The sequence below is a fragment of the Streptomyces sp. NPDC006711 genome (genome assembly GCF_042869775.1).
In the GTDB taxonomy this organism is placed as follows: Bacteria; Actinomycetota; Actinomycetes; order Streptomycetales; family Streptomycetaceae; genus Streptomyces.
In genome coordinates this window covers 36412-52469 of sequence record NZ_JBIAGO010000019.1, presented here as the reverse complement: position 1 = coordinate 52469, position 16058 = coordinate 36412, and the positions used below count along the sequence as shown (strand labels likewise).

The following is a 16058-nucleotide window of genomic DNA, read 5'->3' as shown; positions in this document are numbered from 1 at the left end:
CTTCAGCCCCCGGAGGGTTTAGGGAAGGGGCGGGGAGGGGCCTCCAAAGGCGTGGGGCACCATGGGGGGACGGGGCTAGCGGTGAGGGAGTTGGGCGTGGTCGACGTACGGGGTGCCATCACACCGGGCTACGAACCCGTCCAGGACGCCTTCGTACGCAACTTCACCCACCGGGGCGAACACGGCGCCGCCCTCGCCGTATACCGGCACGGCCGCAAGGTCGTCGACCTGTGGGCCGGCACGAAGGACGTGCACGGCACGGCGGACTGGGCCCTGGACACCGCCCAGATCGTCCGCTCCGCCACCAAGGGCGTGGCCGCCGCCGTCCCCCTCCTCCTGCACCAGCGCGGCCGCTTGGACCTGGACGCCCCGGTGTCCACGTACTGGCCGCAGTTCAAGGCCGCCGGCAAGGACCGCACCCTGGTCCGCCACCTCCTGGCCCACCGCGCAGGCGTACCCGCACTGGACCGCCCGCTCACCCCCGCCGAAGCCGTCGACGGCGAGTCGGGCCCGGCGGCGGTGGCCGCGCAGGCCCCGGCCTGGGAGCCCGGCACCGCGCACGGCTACCACGCGCAGACCTACAGTTGGCTCGTCGCCGAACTGGTCCGGCGCGTCACGGGCCGCACCATCGGCCGCTGGTTCGCCGAGGAGGTCGCGGGCCCGCTCGGCCTGGACTTCTGGATGGGCGTGCCCGCCATCGAGGCGCACCGGGTCGGCCGCGTCGGCCCCGTGGAGCCGCCCGAGGAGGGCGCCGGCGGTCTGCGGCTGCGCCCCAAACGCGCCGTCGCCGACGCCTACGCCGACCCGGACTCCCTGACCCGCCGCGCGTTCGGCGCGATCGACCCGCTGCCCGACGAGAACGACCCCGCCTACCGCGCCGCCGAGCTCCCCGCGTCCGCCGGCATCTCCACCGCCCGCGCCCTGGCCCGCTTCTACGCCGCCACCATCGGCGAAGTGGACGGCGGGCAGCGGCTGTTCGCGCCCGCGACGCTCACCCTGGCCCGCACCGAGGAGAGCGAGGGGCCCGACCGCGTGCTCGTCGTCAACACCCGCTTCGGGCTCGGCTACATGCTGCACGGCCCGGCGTCCCCGCTGCTCGCCCCCGGCTCCTTCGGCCACCCCGGCCGTGGCGGCTCGCTCGGTTTCGCCGACCCCGAGTCGGGCATCGCGTTCGGCTATGTGACCAACGGCCACCAGCGGAACGTCACCGCCGATCCCCGCGCCCAGGCTCTGGTGCGGGCGCTACGTTCGACCCTATGACGCATCCTGAGAACGCCTCGCACCTCGCCCGCTTCCAAGGACACATCGCGTTGGTCACCGGCGCGGGCCGCGGCATCGGCGCCGCCGTCGCACGCAGGCTCACCGCCGAAGGGGCCCAAGTCCTCATCGCCGACGTCGACTTGGCGGGCGCCGAGGCCACCGCCGCCGAGCTGAAGGGCGCCGTGGCCCGGCACTGCGACGTGGCCGACCGGGCGTCGGTGGAGGCGGCGGCCGCCTTCGCCGTCGAGGAGTTCGGCCGCCTCGACATCCTGGTCAACAACGCCTACTCCTGCCACGCGGACGCCGACCGCTTCGAGGACGAGGACGACGAGGGGTGGGCCCGCGACCTCGACATCACCCTCACCGGCGCCTTCCGCTGCTCGCGCGCCGCCCTGCCGCACCTCGCCGCCTCCGGCCGGGGCGCCATCGTGAACATCGGCTCGGTCAACGGCGAGCAGGACTTCGGCAACCACGCCTACAGCGCCGCCAAGGCGGGCCTGGCCTCTCTGACCCGTACGCTCGCGGGCGACGCGGCGGCGCGCGGGGTGCGCGTCAACCTCGTCCACCCCGGCACGATCCGCACCCCCGCCTGGGCCGACCGCGCGGACCAGCTGGACCGGCTGGCGGCGGCCTACCCGCTGGGCCGGGTCGGGGAGCCCGAGGACATCGCGGCGGCCGTCGCCTTCCTCGCCTCCGCCGACGCGTCCTGGGTCACCGGCACCACACTGCGCGTCGACGGCGGACTCCTCGCCGTCAACACCGGCTTCCAGCACGTGACCGGCGGCGGCGCGCAAGGATCGTAAGGCGCGCAACGGCAGTCGACGGGCGTCTCAACCCGAGTCGGCGGCAGCGAAGTCGGCGCCGCTACTCGCCGAAGTCCCGGAACACCGCCGCCCGTACCCACCCGCTGTGCGCGGCCGTCCGCAGCACACCGCGCAGCAGCGTCCGCGCCACGCGGCTCTCGGAGGTCGCCGAGCGGGTGGCGCGCAGCGATCTGGCCACCGCGTCGAAACCGTAGGCGCGCATCTCCGACTCGTACGCCCCGATCGCCTGCACCGGGTCGCGGCGCCGGGCCAGCAGGCCGCTCAGGAGGCGGGCGTCGCGCAGGGCGGTGGTGGCGCCGGTGCCGCCGAGGGCGGGCATGCCGTGGATGGCGTCGCCGAGCAGCGTCACAGGGCCCGGCGGCCACGGCTCGACCGGCCGCATGCCGAGCATCCGTACCGCCACGACGCTCTCCGGGTCCGCCTCCGCGACCAGACGCACCAGGTCCGGGTGCCAGCTCTCGATCCGCCCGGCGACCTCGGCCCGCAGCGCCTTGCCGTCGAAGTGGTCCACGTCCCTGGGGTAGGTGGCGGTCCGCGCGACGTACGTCCACAGCACGTGGTGGCCGGGGCGGGCGAGCAGCGGACCGTCCGCAGGGCCGGGGTCCGCGCCCGTGCGGCCGCGCCGCCCGGCCGCCGAGGTGAGCCCGGCCGCGCAGAACATCGCGTCCGAGCGCGGGGTGAGGACGGACGTCGAGGCGGTGGCCAGGATCTCCGGCAGCTCATCGGCCCGTGCCCCGGCGAGATCGAGCCTGCCGCTCACCGCGAGCACGTGGGTGTCGGCGCGCACCGCGTGCGGCAGCAACTGGCGCCGTACCCGGGAGTCGGCGCCGTCCGCGCCCACCAGCAGGTCGCCGTGGGCGGTGGCGCCGTCGGCGAAGTGCGCGCCGATCCGGCCGTCGCCGGTCCGCTCGTACCCGGTGAACTCCCGCCCCCCGTGCACCAGATGACCATCGAGGCCCGACATCAGGAGCCGGTGCAGGGCGCTGCCGCTCGCGCGGTGGTGGGTGTGCTGGGGTGGTGTGCCGGCGGCCGGCTGGGGCAGGACGAGCAGTTCCCGCAGCTGCTCGGTGACGAACGCGGACCGGCCCCCGCCCTCGGCGCACGCGGTGAACTCCTCCCACGCCTCGGGCGGCAGGCACTCGTACAGGGCCCGCGCGCCCTGCGGCCCGATGCGCACGCGCTGGTCCTGGAAGCGGTCCTGGTCCAAGCCCCTTACGTCGTCGCGTTCGTACACCGCGAAGCCCAGACCCGCCTTGCGCAGCCCCTGGGCCAGACACAGCCCCCCGAGGCCGCCGCCGATGATCAGGACGTGCGGAATGCCGGTCATGGCGCCCCCTTCGTCGAGGCGCAACCTAGTGGTGGGCGGCCGGGTGTCAACCCGCCCGCAGCATCAGGCCGATGCCCACCACGAGCAGGCCCGCCGCGGCGATGCGCGGGGCGCCGAAGCGTTCCTTGAAGAAGACCGCGCCGATCGCCGCGCCCACGATGATCGAGGATTCGCGCAGCGCGGCGACCGGCGCGAGCGGCGCTCTGGTCTGCGCCCACAGCACGAGGGCGTAGGCGCAGACGGACAGCGCCGCGCCGAGCAGGCCGCGTGCGGCGAACGGGCGCAGCTGGGCGGCGAGCGCGGGCCCGCGCGTGTACCGGGCGTAGGCGGGGATCACGAGTCCCTGGAGGATCATCAGGCAGGCGATGTAGCCGAAGGACGAGCCCGACGCGCGCACCCCGACGCCGTCGACGACGGTGTATCCGGCGATGGCGAGCCCGGTGGCGAGGGCCGCGAGGATGGCGGCCCAGTGCGGCCGCGAGCCGCGCAGGCCCCACAGCGCGACCCCGACGAGACCGGCGCACGAGACGGCCACGCCCGCCGCCTGCCAGGCGTTCGGCGTCTCGTGCACGAACAGGGCGGCGAGCACGGTCACCACCAGCGGCGCGGTGCCGCGCGCGATGGGATACATCTGGCCGAAGTCGCCCAGCGTGAACGACCGCATGAGCAGCAGCATGTAGACGACGTGCAGCGCCGCCGACACCACCAGGTACGGCCAGGCGCCTGCGGCGGGCAGCGGCACGAACGGCAGCGCGAGCAGGCCGATCAGTGCGCCGCCGCCCCCGATCAGGGTGAAGGAGAGCAACTGGTCCTTGAGATGGTGGGCCAGCGCGTTCCACCCGGCGTGCGTGACGGCGGCGAGCAGCACCGCGCAGGTGACGGTCACGGTCACGGGCGCCGCCCGCCCTGATCGGCGAGGTTTTCCCCAACGTTCATGCCCCGCACGCTAGTAGTGCGTGTACGCGCCAACAGACCCGGGGCCGACGGGCGGGTGGTGCGAGGCCGGGGCGACGGCCTCGCGCGAGCCTCATCCCGCCCCGTGAGCCTCATCCCGCCCTGAGCACCTGCGCCACGATGGGTCCTGCCGCGTCGCCGCCGTGGCCGCCGGACTGCACGAGGCCCGCGGCCGCGAGGTCGCCGGCGTACGCGGTGAACCAGCTGTCCGACTTGTTCTGGCCGTCCTTCTCGGCGGAGCCGGTCTTCGCGCCCTTGTCGCCGCCGACGTCCCGCATGGCCACGGTCGCCGTTCCGTAGGACTGGGTCGCGGTGAGGCGCATCATCTGGCGCAGCTGGGAGGCGATGCCGGAGGGCAGCGGGCTCGCCTGGGCCAGGGCGCGGCCGTCCAGGGACTGCGGCACGATCACCGGCTGGCGGAAGCGGCCCGACTGCGCGGTCGCCGCGATGGACGCCATGTCGAGCGGGCTCATCTGCACCTTGCCCTGCCCGATGTAGGCGGCCGCCGTCTCGGCGCCCTGGGACGCGGGCACGCTGCCGTCGAAGGAGGGCACGCCGACCTTCCAGTCCTGGCCGATGCCGAAGTAGTCGGCGGCGACCTTGCCCAGCGCCCCGTCGTCGTTCACGTCGTCGACGAGCTTGATGAAGGCGGTGTTGCAGGACTTGGCGAAGCTCATCGAGAACGGCTTGTTGTCCAGCGAGAAGTTGTCCAGGTTGTGGAAGGTGACGCCCTGCCACATGACGCTGGAGGGACATTCGGTGGGCTTGTCGGCGGCGGCCTTGCCCTTCTCGATCAGCATCGCCGCCGTCACGATCTTCATGGTGGAGCCGGGCGCCACCCGGCCCTGGAGCGAGGCGGGGAACTTGTCGGAGCGGTTGTCCGCGACCGCCCGTATCTCACCGGTGCTCGGCTTCACCGCGACCACCGACGACTCGCCGAAGCGCTTGACCGCCGTCTCGGCCGCGGCCTGCACATCCGCGTCCAGCGTCGTCCTCAGCTTGCCGGGGGAGCCCTTCTGGAGCGTGATCAGCGTGCGCGCCGGGGTGCCGTTGCCCTGGATCTGGAGCTCGACGCCCGCCGTGCCGTTCACCTTCGCGCCGTACTTCTCGCGCAGCCCGTCCAGGATCGCGCCGAGCGAGGGGTACTTCTCCTTGGTCAGCGGGCGGTCCTTGTAGTCGACGGCCTCGATCTCGGGGTTCTGCGCCCCGCCCGTCACCAGGCGCTCGCCCGTCTTCAGCTGCGGGTGCAGGACGGCGGGCTGCCAGTCGACCAGCGGCTTGAACGTGGACTGGCCGCGTACGACGGTCAGTTGGGAGGAGTAGGACAGCGGAGCCGTCTTGCCCTCGAAGGAGACCTGGGCCTTCACCGTGTACGGCACGACGGCTCCGGTGGGCGCGCCCGCGGTGATGGTCACGTCGGTGATGTGGGCGTCGTCGCGGTATCCGCCGAGCGCGGTCGCGGCGACGGCCTGGTTGTTGGTCAGGGCGGCGGCAGCGGCCGCGTCGCCCTTGGCCCACGCCTGGAGGAAGGCGGTGGACGTCTGCTTGATCTCGTCCGCGCCGAGCGGCCCGGTGCGGGCCGGCGCCCCCTGCGTACGGTTCTTGGCGGGCGAGCTCCCCCCGTCGTCACTCACCAGCGTGTACCCCCCGTACGCCACGCCGCCGGCGACCATGACGAACACTCCGCCCGCGATGGCGACCTTCGCTCCACTGCGCATCCCGCAGTTCCCCTCCCCAGGAGACCCCCGAACCCCCTGAACGTGTTCAAGGGGTTACTTGCGGGTGACTCTACGGGACAGGGGTGACAGCCGAGCTCGCAGTTGTCCGAACGGTTACCGGAACGCGATACGCCTCACACCCAGCTGTCCAGCCACATCCGGCTGCGCCAGGCGTCGAGGGGGATGGGCGTACCGGTGTAGATCGGCCAGAAGTAGATGAAGTTCCAGATGATCAGGAGCACCAGGACCCCCGCGCCGATCGCCCCCACGGCACGGCGCCGCTCTCCGGCGGCGAGCCCCGGCTCCGCGAGAGCGGCCGCGCCGCGCGCCCCTTGCGGTGGCCCGATGATCGCCCCGATCATCATCGCCACCGCCAGACACAGGAACGGCACGAACACGACCGCGTAGAAGTAGAAGATCGTCCGCTCCTGGTAGAGGAACCAGGGCAGATATCCCGCGCCGATGCCGCACGCGATCGCGCCGGCCCGCCAGTCGCGCCGGAACATCCAGCGCCACAGGACGTACAGGAGCGCGAAGCAGCCGGCCCACCACAGGAGCGGGGTGCCCAGCGCCAGGACTTCGGAGGCGCACTTGGCGCCCGCGCCCGAGGGGCAGCCGCCGGTGCCGGGGCTCGGGCTCTCGTAGTAGTACGAGACGGGCCGGCCGTCGACCATCCAGCTCCACGGGTTGGACTGGTAGGTGTGGCCCTCGGTGAGGCCGACGTGGAAGCTGTACACCTCGGTCTCGTAGTGCCAGAAGCTGCGCAGCGAGGCCGGCACCCAGCTCATGTCGAACTGCGGCAGGTGGCTGACCGTGCCGATGACGGGCAGCTTGATGTGGTCGGGGGACAGGCCCGCGCGGCCGTCCGCCCAGTGCCGTCCGTACCCCTTGTCGGTGAGGAACCAGCCCGCCCACGTGACCATGTACGTGACGACGGCGACCGGCACGGTGGACAGGAACGCCCAGGGCGCGTCCCGGCGCAGGACCGCGCGGTAGGGGCTGACCGCGCCCGCCGTGCGCCGCGCGCCCGCGTCCCACAGGACCGCCATCACACAGAAGAAGACCAGGATGTAGAGGCCGTTCCACTTGGTGGCGCAGGCCAGGCCCAGCATGAGTCCGGCCGCGATCCGCCACGGCCGCCACCCGAAGCGCAGGCGCGCGGCGATCTCCGCGTCCGGGCGCAGCCGCCCGTCCTCGTCCTCGGGCAGCGCGGCCGCGAGCCTCGCTCTCGTACGGTCGCGGTCGACCAGCAGGCAGCCGAAGGCGGCCACGACGAAGAACATCAGGACGGTGTCGAGCAGCGCGGTGCGGCTCATCACGAAGTGCAGTCCGTCCACCGCGAGCAGCGTCCCCGCCAGGCAGCCGAGGAACGTCGAGCGGAACAGACGCCGCCCGATGCGGCAGATCAGCAGCACCGAAAGGGTGCCGAGCACCGCGACCATGAAGCGCCAGCCGAACGGCGTGAAGCCGAACATCTTCTCGCCGATGCCGATCACGTACTTGCCGACCGGCGGGTGCACCACATAGCCGGGCGCGGTCGGCACCGGAATGAGACCCGGGTTGGCCAGAATCGACTTGTCGATGTCCTTGGGCCAGTCACCTTCGTAGCCGTGGTTGATGAGCGCCCAGGCGTCCTTGGCGTAGTACGTCTCGTCGAATATCACCGCGTGCGGGGAGCCCAGGTGCCAGAACCGCATGATCCCCGCGACCAGCGTCACCAGGAGCGGCCCCGCCCACGCCGACCAGCGCACCAGGCGCGCCGCCCACAGCGGCGGGATGCCGAGCACCCGCCACAGCTGCCTGGACGGCCCGGCGTACGGCGGCACCAAACGCTCGCGCAGTCCGGTTCTCGGCCGCACGACATGGCCGAACCGGCGCATGCGGTGCTGCCAGGAGGGCGGATCTTCCCCGGCTTGGTGGCCCGGCAGGGTCGGTGGCGCAGTACTGGTCACGGCGCCATCGTAGGGAACGCGCCTATGGGAGTCCCGTGGCCCGGCCCGGCGGCGGGGCAGCGCGGGCCCGGCCGACGCGGCGGCGCGGGGCTGCGAGGATGGTCGGTGTGACCGGAACACTCGTACTCGCAGGCACCCCCATCGGCGACACCGCGGACGCCCCGCCCCGGCTCGCCGCCGAACTGGAGCGGGCCGACGTCGTCGCCGCCGAGGACACCCGGCGGCTGCGCCGGCTCACCCAGGCGCTCGGCGTGCACACCCAGGGCCGGGTCGTGTCCTACTTCGAGGGCAACGAGTCGGCGCGCACGCCCGAACTGGTCGAGGCCCTTGAGGGCGGCGCCCGGGTGCTACTCGTGACCGACGCGGGCATGCCCTCGGTCTCCGATCCCGGATACCGCCTGGTCGCGGCCTGTGTGGAGAAGGACATCAAGGTCACGGCGGTGCCCGGCCCCTCGGCGGTGCTGACCGCGCTCGCCCTCTCCGGGCTCCCCGTGGACCGGTTCTGCTTCGAGGGCTTCCTGCCGCGCAAGGCGGGCGAGCGCCTTGGCCGCCTGCGCGAGGTGCAGGGCGAGCGGCGCACCCTGGTCTACTTCGAGGCCCCGCACCGCCTGGACGACACCCTGGCGGCGATGGCCGAGGTGTTCGGCGCCGAGCGGCGCGCGGCGGTGTGCCGGGAGCTGACCAAGACGTACGAGGAGGTCAAGCGCGGGCCCCTGAAGGACCTGGCGGCGTGGGCCGCGGAGGGGGTGCGCGGCGAGATCACCGTCGTCGTCGAGGGCGCGCCCGAGACCGGCCCGGCCGATCTGGACGCGGCCGAGCTCGTGCGGCGCGTACAGGTGCGCGAAGAGGCGGGGGAGCGGCGCAAGGAGGCCATCGCGGCCGTCGCCACCGAGACCGGTCTACCCAAGCGCGAGGTCTTCGACGCGGTGGTGGCGGCAAAGAACGCGGCACGTCAGAGCCCCGTGGACGGTAAAGGACTATCGTAAAAAGTAAAACGCAGGCCGCGCACCAGGGTGAACAAATGCACGCAGGCCTAGGAAAGGCCAAGACCGCACCAACTCTCGACAGCACCTGATGCGTTTTGGCAGCGAAAGGCGTCTCCTGGATCGGGGACCTTTCGCCCCCGCTCGCAAGAGCGCTCGCAAGAGCTTGTCCACGGACAAGAGGAGCCGGCACATGAGTGAGATCGCTGAGACCACGGCACACGAGGCGTATGCCTTCGCGTGCATGAGGTGTGGATACGGCTGGGAACAGGCGTACGAGATAGAGCACCACGTAGACGCCTCGGGCCAGGCATTCGTCGTGTACAAGGCCGACGGCGACCGGGTGCCTTCCCCGCTGTCCGCCCCCACCTGCCTCAACTGCGGCGGACACGTGGTGCGCATCATGCGCGCCGGGCGGGTGTCGTCCGCGCAGCAGGGGATGATCCAGCACCGCGCGTCCGCGCCGGGACAGCCGTCCGCCCCCCGTGGAGGGAACGCCGCCCACCCGGACGGGGAGGCGCCGCCCCAGGACGGGGCCCACGCCGCCGTGAAGCCGGAACACCACTGGCACCTGTCGGACCTGCTCCACCCCTTCCACCGCAAGTGAGCTTTCACCGCAGGTGAGCCGAAGGCTCCGCCGGGGGTGAGCGGGCGGCGCGCGCGAAGGCGCGCGCGCCTTTCGTAGGATCGGCCGTATGAGTGCCGCCAAGGATGTCCCGCCCCCGCTGCCCGAGCCCCTGGGCGTCGAGGTGGCCGATTCCCACACCCACCTCGACATGCAGGACGGCACGGTCGAACAGGCCCTGCGCAAGGCGGCGGCCGTCGGCGTCACCACCGTGGTCCAGGTGGGCTGCGACCTCAAGGGTTCGCGCTGGGCCGCCGAGACCGCCGAGGCGTACGACGCCGTCCACGCGGCCGTCGCGCTGCACCCCAACGAGGCGCCCCGCATCGTCCACGGCGACCCGGACGGCTGGTCGCGCCAGGACGCGCGCGGCCCCGGCGGCGATGCCGCCCTGGACGAGGCGCTGACCGAGATCGACCGGCTCGCGGCGCTGCCCTGGGTCAAGGCCGTCGGCGAGACCGGCCTCGACTACTTCCGCACCGGGCCGGAGGGCAAGGACGCCCAGGAGCGGTCCTTCCGGGCCCACATCGAGATCGCCAAGCGGCACAACCTGACGCTCGTCATCCACGACCGCGAGGCGCACGCGGACGTGCTGCGCGTTCTGCGCGAGGAAGGCGCTCCCGAACGCACCGTCTTCCACTGCTATTCCGGCGACGCGGAAATGGCTCAACTCTGCGCAGAATCCGGGTACTTCATGTCCTTCGCGGGAAACGTGACCTTCAAAAACGCGCAACCGCTGCGGGACGCCCTCGCGGTGGCGCCGCAGGAACTCGTTCTCGTGGAGACGGACGCGCCGTTCCTCACGCCGGCGCCCTACCGCGGTCGGCCCAATGCGCCGTATCTCATTCCGGTCACAGTGCGCGCCATGGCGGCCGTGAAGGGTGTCGGTGAAGATGTGCTGGCCGCGGCGATCGCGGACAACACCGCGCGTGCGTTTGATTACTGAGGGATAACGAAATCCGGCCGCTTTGAGGCGGCATACCGGGTAAAGGTGACGACACCCCGTAGTCGATCCGCTTTGGAGAGTCACCGTCGCTCCGCTAGTGTCCCGGCCCGCACCATCGGACCGGACCCTGGAGCGTCGTGAGCAATTCGCAGGGCAGTCACCGCGCCGCACGCGGCGGCCACCGCGCCGCGACCGTCACGGCACCGCCGCCCCACGCCACCGCGTACGCCGACCACGAGACCTTGACCGCCCCGGTCCCCGAGCCGCGCGGGTCGGGGTGGGGCGGGTCGGGTTGGGGCGGGTCCGGGTGGGACGGGTTCGGGGTGGAGGGCGCCGGGTCGGGCGCGGCCGGGTTGGGCGCGGTCGGGGCGCCGGGGTCGGGGGTGGACGGTGCACCGGAGGCGCCGGGATTCACGGCACCCGGATCCATGGCACCCGGGTCCGGAGTGACCGCACCCGAAGTGACCGCACCCGAAGTGGACGGATCCCGAGGCGACGGGTCCGGGGCTCACGGGCCCGAGGTTTCGCACCAGGGCCAGGACCAGGGCCGGGGCCAGCACCAAAGTCAGGGCCAGGATCAGGGCCGGGGCCAGCACCAGGGCCAGGACCAGCACCGGGGCCGGGACCAGGGCCAGGACCGGGACCGGGGCCAGAGCCAGGGCCAGAGCCAGGGCCAGGACCAGGGCCGCCCAAGCGGGGGCGGGCGGGCCGGGGCTCGTCGTGCCGCTCGGCGCCGTAGATCCGCCGGCCCCCCCGAGACCCTGCGCCGCCTGCTCCCGCAGGCCCTGATCGTGGCCTTCCTCGCGGGCGGCACCTCGGCGTTCCTGGCCAGCGACAAGGCGGTCAGGCTCACCGTCGACGGCGCCCCGCGCACCATGCACACCTTCGCGGGCAGCGTCGAGGAACTGCTCGCCGACGAGCACGTGCCGGTCGGCGCGCACGACATCGTGGCGCCCGGCCCCGGCGCCGAACTCACCGGGGGCGACGAGGTCGTGGTGCGCTACGGCCGCCCCGTCCAGCTCACCCTGGACGGACAGCGCCGCCAGGTGTGGACGACCGCCCGCACCGTGGACGGCGCCCTGCGCCAGCTCGGCGTGCGGGCCGAGGGCGCCTACCTGTCGGCGTCGCGCTCCTCGCAGATCGGCCGCGCGGGCCTCGCCCTCGACGTACGCACCGAACGCTCGGTGACCTTCCTCGCGGACGGCCGCGCACGCACCCTGCGCACCAACGCGGCCACCGTCGCCGACGCCCTGGCGGAGGCCGGGATCTCGCTCCAGGGCCAGGACACCACCTCGGTGCCCCCGGCCTCCTTCCCGCGCGACGGGCAGACCGTCACCGTGATGCGGATCAGCGGCACCAAGGAGGTACGCGAGGAGACCATCCCGTTCCGGGTCGAGAAGTCCAAGGACGCGACGCTCTTCGCGGGCACCCAGGTGGTGTCCCGGCAGGGCAGGCCCGGCGCGCGCCGGGTCACGTACGCGCTGCGGACGGTCAACGGGGTCAAGCAGAGGCCGAAGAAGATCGCGGAGGAGGTCGTCCGCGCGCCCGTCACCCAGCAGATCAAGATCGGCACCAAGGCGCTGCCGTCGTCGGTGGGCGGCGCCGACCACCTGAACTGGAGCGCGCTGGCCCACTGCGAGTCCGGCGGCCGCCCGGGCGCGCTCGATCCGTCGGGCACCTACGGGGGGCTCTACCAGTTCGACCCGGGCACCTGGCACGCGCTCGGCGGCACCGGGCGGGCCGAGCAGGCGCCGGCGAGCGAGCAGACGTACCGGGCGAAGAAGCTGTTCGTGAAACGGGGGGCGAGCCCGTGGCCGCACTGCGGCCGTAGGCTGTATCGGTGAGCACCACTGAGCCCGACGCACTCCTTACCCCCGCCGACGTCCGTGAACTGGCCGCAGCGCTTGGCGTACGCCCCACCAAGCAGCGCGGTCAGAACTTCGTCATCGACGCCAACACGGTCCGCCGGATCGTGCGGACCGCCGAGGTCCGCCCCGACGACGTGGCGGTGGAGGTGGGGCCGGGACTCGGCTCGCTGACCCTGGCGCTCCTGGAGGCGGCGGACCGCGTCGTGGCCGTGGAAATCGACGACGTACTGGCGGCAGCGCTCCCCGCGACGATCGCGGCCCGCATGCCCGCGCGGGCCGACCGCTTCTCCCTGGTCCACTCCGACGCGATGCAGGTCAAGGAGCTCCCGGGCCCGCCCCCCACCGCGCTGGTGGCGAACCTCCCGTACAACGTGGCGGTGCCGGTCCTGCTCCACATGCTGGACCGCTTCCCGAGCATCGAGCGCACCCTGGTCATGGTCCAGGCGGAGGTCGCCGACCGCCTCGCGGCGAAGCCGGGCAACAAGGTGTACGGGGTGCCCTCGGTCAAGGCCAACTGGTACGCGGACGTCAAGCGCGCCGGGTCGATCGGACGCAACGTGTTCTGGCCCGCGCCGAACGTGGACTCGGGCCTGGTCTCCCTGGTGCGCCGCGCGACGCCGGTCGCGACGACCGCCACGAAGTCCGAAGTCTTCGCAGTCGTGGACGCGGCCTTCGCCCAACGCCGCAAGACCCTGCGGGCGGCCCTGTCGGGCTGGGCCGGCTCCCCCGCGGCGGCGGAGGCGGCACTGGTGGCGGCCGGCATCTCCCCCCAGGCCCGGGGCGAGGCGCTGACGGTAGAAGAATTCGCCGCCATCGCCGAAAACCACCCGGGGTAGCCCGGGCCCGCTCAGCTGGCGACCTCGCGGGGCGGACTGTGCTCAGGGGGCCGGCCTCCGTCGGGTCTCGGCGAGGGCCGGGGTGGGGGAAAATGGGCCCGCCCGCACCCGAAGGAGTCCGTCCCGTGAACCCCGGTACCCCCCGCACCGTCAGCGTCCGTGTCCCCGCCAAGGTCAATGTCCAGCTCGGTGTGGGACCCGCCCGGGCCGACGGGTTTCACGATCTGGCCAATGTCTTCCTCGCGGTCGGGCTCCACGACACCGTCACCGTGACCGCCGCCGACACCCTCCGCGTCACCTGCGCGGGCCCGGACGCCGCCCAGGTCCCCCTCGACCGGACCAACCTCGCCGCCCGCGCCGCCGAGCTCCTCGCCGCGCGGCACGGTGTCACACCCGACGTGCACATCCACATCGACAAGGACATCCCCGTCGCGGGCGGCATGGCCGGCGGCAGCGCGGACGGCGCGGGCGCGCTCCTCGCCTGCGACGCGCTGTGGGGTACGAACGCCACCCGCGCCGAACTCCTCGACATCTGCGCCGAGTTGGGCAGCGACGTCCCCTTCAGCCTCGTCGGCGGCGCCGCGCTCGGCACCGGACGCGGTGAGCGACTGGCTCCCCTCGATGTCGGCGGCACCTTCCACTGGGTCTTCGCCGTGGCCGACGGCGGCCTCTCCACCCCGGCCGTCTACCGCGAGTTCGACCGCCTCACCCCCAACGCCCCCGCCCCCGAGGCCTCACTCGCGCTGCTCGAAGCACTCCGTACCGGTGACGCGAAGGCCCTTGCCGGCGCCCTCACCAACGACCTCCAGGCCGCCGCCCTGTCCCTGCGCCCCTCCCTCGCGGACACCCTCGCGGCGGGCACGGCTGCGGGCGCCCTGGCCGCGCTGGTCTCGGGCTCGGGCCCGACCACGGCGTTCCTGTGCGCCGACGCCGACGCGGCCCACGCGGTCGCGTCCGCCCTGACCACCTCCGGCACGTGCCGCACGGCAAGGGTGGCGTCGTCCCCGGCCCCGGGCGCGACGGTCCTGCCGGCCTGAGGTCAGAGCTCTCGGGTGCGAGGCCGTTGCGGTCGTCAAGGACGACGGTCATGTTCCGGGTGCCCATGAACGCGCCGGGCCGGTCACGCCGGACGCCGTCGAGCAAGAGGTCGACGACGTCGGCGTGGAACACGCTCTGCGGGCTCGCGAAGACCAGGCTCGCGTCGATCAACTCGGTACGGGAAGGGAGTTGGGGCAGCGTGAACAGGTCCTCCACGGTGTAGCCGTCCTGCGGCGGCCGGGGCCACTCCCGCTCGACGGCGTCACCACGAAGGGTGACCCGGCCGTGTCCTGTTCGACTCTGCCGGACCTCAGCCCCGGTGCTCCGCGACGAACGCGGTCCACGCTTCGCTGGAGAGGGCGAGGGTGGGGCCGTGCCGGTCCTTGGAGTCCCGTACGTGCACGGCGGCCGGGCAGACGGCGACCTCTACGCAGCTGTCGCCCTCGGTGCCGCTGTGGCTGGACGTGCGCCAGCCCAGGGCCACCTCTACGCAGTTGTCGCCCTGGGCGCTGCTGTAACTGGACTTCTGCCAGGCGAGGGCGACTTCGACGCAGTCGTCGCCCTGCGGGCTGCTGTAGCTGCTCTTGAACCAGGCGAGTTCACTGGTGCTCATATGGCTCCTCGGATTCGCTCCAGCAGGACCTGTGACTTGGCAGGGGTGAGGGCCTGCGAGCGCAGTGTCGCATACACGCGGTAAAGCAACGCCACCTCTTTCGGAGTCGAGATGAGTCGCCCATTCAACTGGCCTTCGGAGTAGGCGTGTCGGCGGCCGTCAGGCAGCTCCAGCAATCGCAGCGGACCCGCGAGGCCAGAGTGCTCCGGGGACTCCAGGGGCATGATTTGCAACACCACGTTGCGTTGCTCGATGGCCGCCAGCACACGGTCCAGCAGTTCCCGGGCGACTTGTGGTCCTCCTAGCCCGCGACGGAAGGCGTGCTCCTCGACGACGAAGCTGTACGACGAGTGGGGTCGGTCGCGCAAGAGCCTCTGACGCTCCATCCGTGCCGCCACCTTCGCCTCCAACTCCCCGTCGGTCAAGGGGGGAAGCGCGTTGCCGAAGGCAACCCGCGCGTAGGCCTCCGACTGCAACAAGCCCGGCACCAACCGGCACTCGTAGGTGTCCAGGCCGACCGCGAGGCGTTCCAGGCGCGCCCACTCCCGAAACCACGCCGCAAGTCCCGGCTGCCGGGTCAAATGCTCATACGCCCGCCGAAGCGCACCCGTATTGCCAAGCGCAGCCTCCGCTCGTTCCACGAACTCCTCGTCCGGCATGCGGCGGCCCAACTCCACCGATTCCACCGTGTGTTTGGAGAAGCGGACCAGCTTCGCGAAGGCCTCGCGTGTGAGGCCCGCGTGTTCGCGCAGGCCCTGTACGAACGCCCCGAACGTCTTCAGGCTGTCGGACGGCACGGGCTCGCCCGAACCCGAAGGCGGGCCCGAACCCGCCCCCGTACCCGTACTGCCCGCGCCGCCCCCGGCCCGCTCGCCGTCGTCGGTCATGTGCCGCCACCTTCCGGTGAGGTGATCTCCCCGCTCAACTCACCCAGGGTGACCGCTCGCGACCGTACCGTCCACCCTCCGTGTCCGTACGCTCGCTCAGCGTACGGACGCGAGGGCGCGCTGACGCGGCTCGGAGGCCGGGTTGGGGACCATTGCCGCGGCCCGGGCCTTGATCATTCACCGCGCGCCGTCCGGGCGCCCCGCGGCGACTACCCTGGATGACGATCCAT

16 protein-coding genes are annotated in these 16058 nt (G+C 72.7%); 9 read left to right on the top strand and 7 right to left on the bottom strand.

Going from position 1 to position 16058, the window contains the following annotated elements:
• Window positions 1-96: 96 nt before the first annotated feature.
• Entirely contained in the window at window positions 97-1260 is a 1164-nt protein-coding gene (locus tag ACFYM2_RS29130) for a serine hydrolase domain-containing protein (RefSeq protein WP_359008199.1), read from the top strand.
• Complete coding sequence (locus tag ACFYM2_RS29125; RefSeq protein WP_388840355.1) at window positions 1257-2063, top strand: SDR family NAD(P)-dependent oxidoreductase; 807 nt, start codon at window positions 1257-1259, stop codon at window positions 2061-2063. The genes ACFYM2_RS29130 and ACFYM2_RS29125 overlap by 4 nt, the downstream gene beginning before the upstream one ends.
• Before the next feature lie 61 nt (window positions 2064-2124).
• Here the strand turns inward: ACFYM2_RS29125 and ACFYM2_RS29120 are convergent, their stop codons facing one another.
• From ACFYM2_RS29120 to ACFYM2_RS29105, 4 genes are all read right to left on the bottom strand, one after another.
• A complete protein-coding gene (locus ACFYM2_RS29120) occupies window positions 2125-3411 on the bottom strand; it encodes an FAD-dependent oxidoreductase (protein ID WP_388840352.1) in 1287 nt (428 codons plus the stop codon).
• A 46-nt stretch (window positions 3412-3457) separates the two neighbouring features.
• Entirely contained in the window at window positions 3458-4303 is an 846-nt protein-coding gene (locus ACFYM2_RS29115; RefSeq protein ID WP_388840349.1) for an EamA family transporter, read from the bottom strand.
• A gap of 154 nt (window positions 4304-4457) precedes the next feature.
• Window positions 4458-6083 carry a penicillin-binding transpeptidase domain-containing protein gene (locus tag ACFYM2_RS29110; RefSeq protein ID WP_388840346.1) on the bottom strand — a complete coding sequence of 542 codons (1626 nt, stop codon included), beginning with the start codon at window positions 6081-6083 and terminating at the stop codon, window positions 4458-4460.
• A gap of 134 nt (window positions 6084-6217) precedes the next feature.
• Complete coding sequence (locus ACFYM2_RS29105; protein WP_388840343.1) at window positions 6218-8035, bottom strand: dolichyl-phosphate-mannose--protein mannosyltransferase; 1818 nt, start codon at window positions 8033-8035, stop codon at window positions 6218-6220.
• Window positions 8036-8133: 98 nt separating this feature from the next.
• Here ACFYM2_RS29105 and rsmI point away from each other — a divergent pair, with 98 nt between their 5' ends.
• The 3 genes from rsmI (at window position 8134) to ACFYM2_RS29090 (ending at window position 10586) form a co-directional block, all read left to right on the top strand.
• On the top strand, window positions 8134-9021 hold the full coding sequence (rsmI, locus tag ACFYM2_RS29100; RefSeq protein ID WP_359008211.1) for a 16S rRNA (cytidine(1402)-2'-O)-methyltransferase: 888 nt from the start codon (window positions 8134-8136) through the stop codon (window positions 9019-9021).
• 190 nt (window positions 9022-9211) lie between these two features.
• Window positions 9212-9625: a hypothetical protein gene (locus ACFYM2_RS29095; protein ID WP_359008213.1), complete on the top strand. Its 414-nt coding sequence runs from the start codon at window positions 9212-9214 to the stop codon at window positions 9623-9625.
• A gap of 88 nt (window positions 9626-9713) precedes the next feature.
• Complete coding sequence (locus ACFYM2_RS29090; RefSeq protein WP_359008215.1) at window positions 9714-10586, top strand: TatD family hydrolase; 873 nt, start codon at window positions 9714-9716, stop codon at window positions 10584-10586.
• 157 nt (window positions 10587-10743) lie between these two features.
• Here ACFYM2_RS29090 and ACFYM2_RS29085 read toward each other — a convergent pair whose 3' ends face one another.
• The gene (locus tag ACFYM2_RS29085) at window positions 10744-11001 is read right to left on the bottom strand and encodes a hypothetical protein (protein ID WP_388461453.1); all 258 of its coding nucleotides are present in this window, start codon (window positions 10999-11001) and stop codon (window positions 10744-10746) included.
• A 46-nt stretch (window positions 11002-11047) separates the two neighbouring features.
• Here ACFYM2_RS29085 and ACFYM2_RS29080 point away from each other — a divergent pair, with 46 nt between their 5' ends.
• From ACFYM2_RS29080 to ACFYM2_RS29065, 4 genes are all read left to right on the top strand, one after another.
• A complete protein-coding gene (locus tag ACFYM2_RS29080) occupies window positions 11048-12430 on the top strand; it encodes a ubiquitin-like domain-containing protein (RefSeq protein ID WP_388461455.1) in 1383 nt (460 codons plus the stop codon).
• On the top strand, window positions 12427-13290 hold the full coding sequence (gene rsmA / locus ACFYM2_RS29075) for a 16S rRNA (adenine(1518)-N(6)/adenine(1519)-N(6))-dimethyltransferase RsmA (RefSeq protein ID WP_359008217.1): 864 nt from the start codon (window positions 12427-12429) through the stop codon (window positions 13288-13290). The genes ACFYM2_RS29080 and rsmA overlap by 4 nt, the downstream gene beginning before the upstream one ends.
• A gap of 92 nt (window positions 13291-13382) precedes the next feature.
• The gene (locus ACFYM2_RS29070; protein WP_388840340.1) at window positions 13383-14327 is read left to right on the top strand and encodes a 4-(cytidine 5'-diphospho)-2-C-methyl-D-erythritol kinase; all 945 of its coding nucleotides are present in this window, start codon (window positions 13383-13385) and stop codon (window positions 14325-14327) included.
• A 50-nt stretch (window positions 14328-14377) separates the two neighbouring features.
• Window positions 14378-14551, top strand: coding sequence for a hypothetical protein (locus tag ACFYM2_RS29065; protein WP_388840337.1), 174 nt, complete (start codon window positions 14378-14380; stop codon window positions 14549-14551).
• An 87-nt stretch (window positions 14552-14638) separates the two neighbouring features.
• On the opposite strand, the gene ACFYM2_RS29060 is transcribed toward ACFYM2_RS29065, so the two are convergent.
• Window positions 14639-14941, bottom strand: coding sequence for a DUF397 domain-containing protein (locus ACFYM2_RS29060; RefSeq protein ID WP_388840334.1), 303 nt, complete (start codon window positions 14939-14941; stop codon window positions 14639-14641).
• The gene (locus ACFYM2_RS29055) at window positions 14938-15828 is read right to left on the bottom strand and encodes a helix-turn-helix domain-containing protein (protein WP_388461463.1); all 891 of its coding nucleotides are present in this window, start codon (window positions 15826-15828) and stop codon (window positions 14938-14940) included. The genes ACFYM2_RS29060 and ACFYM2_RS29055 overlap by 4 nt, the downstream gene beginning before the upstream one ends.
• Between the last annotated feature and the right edge of the window lie 230 nt (window positions 15829-16058).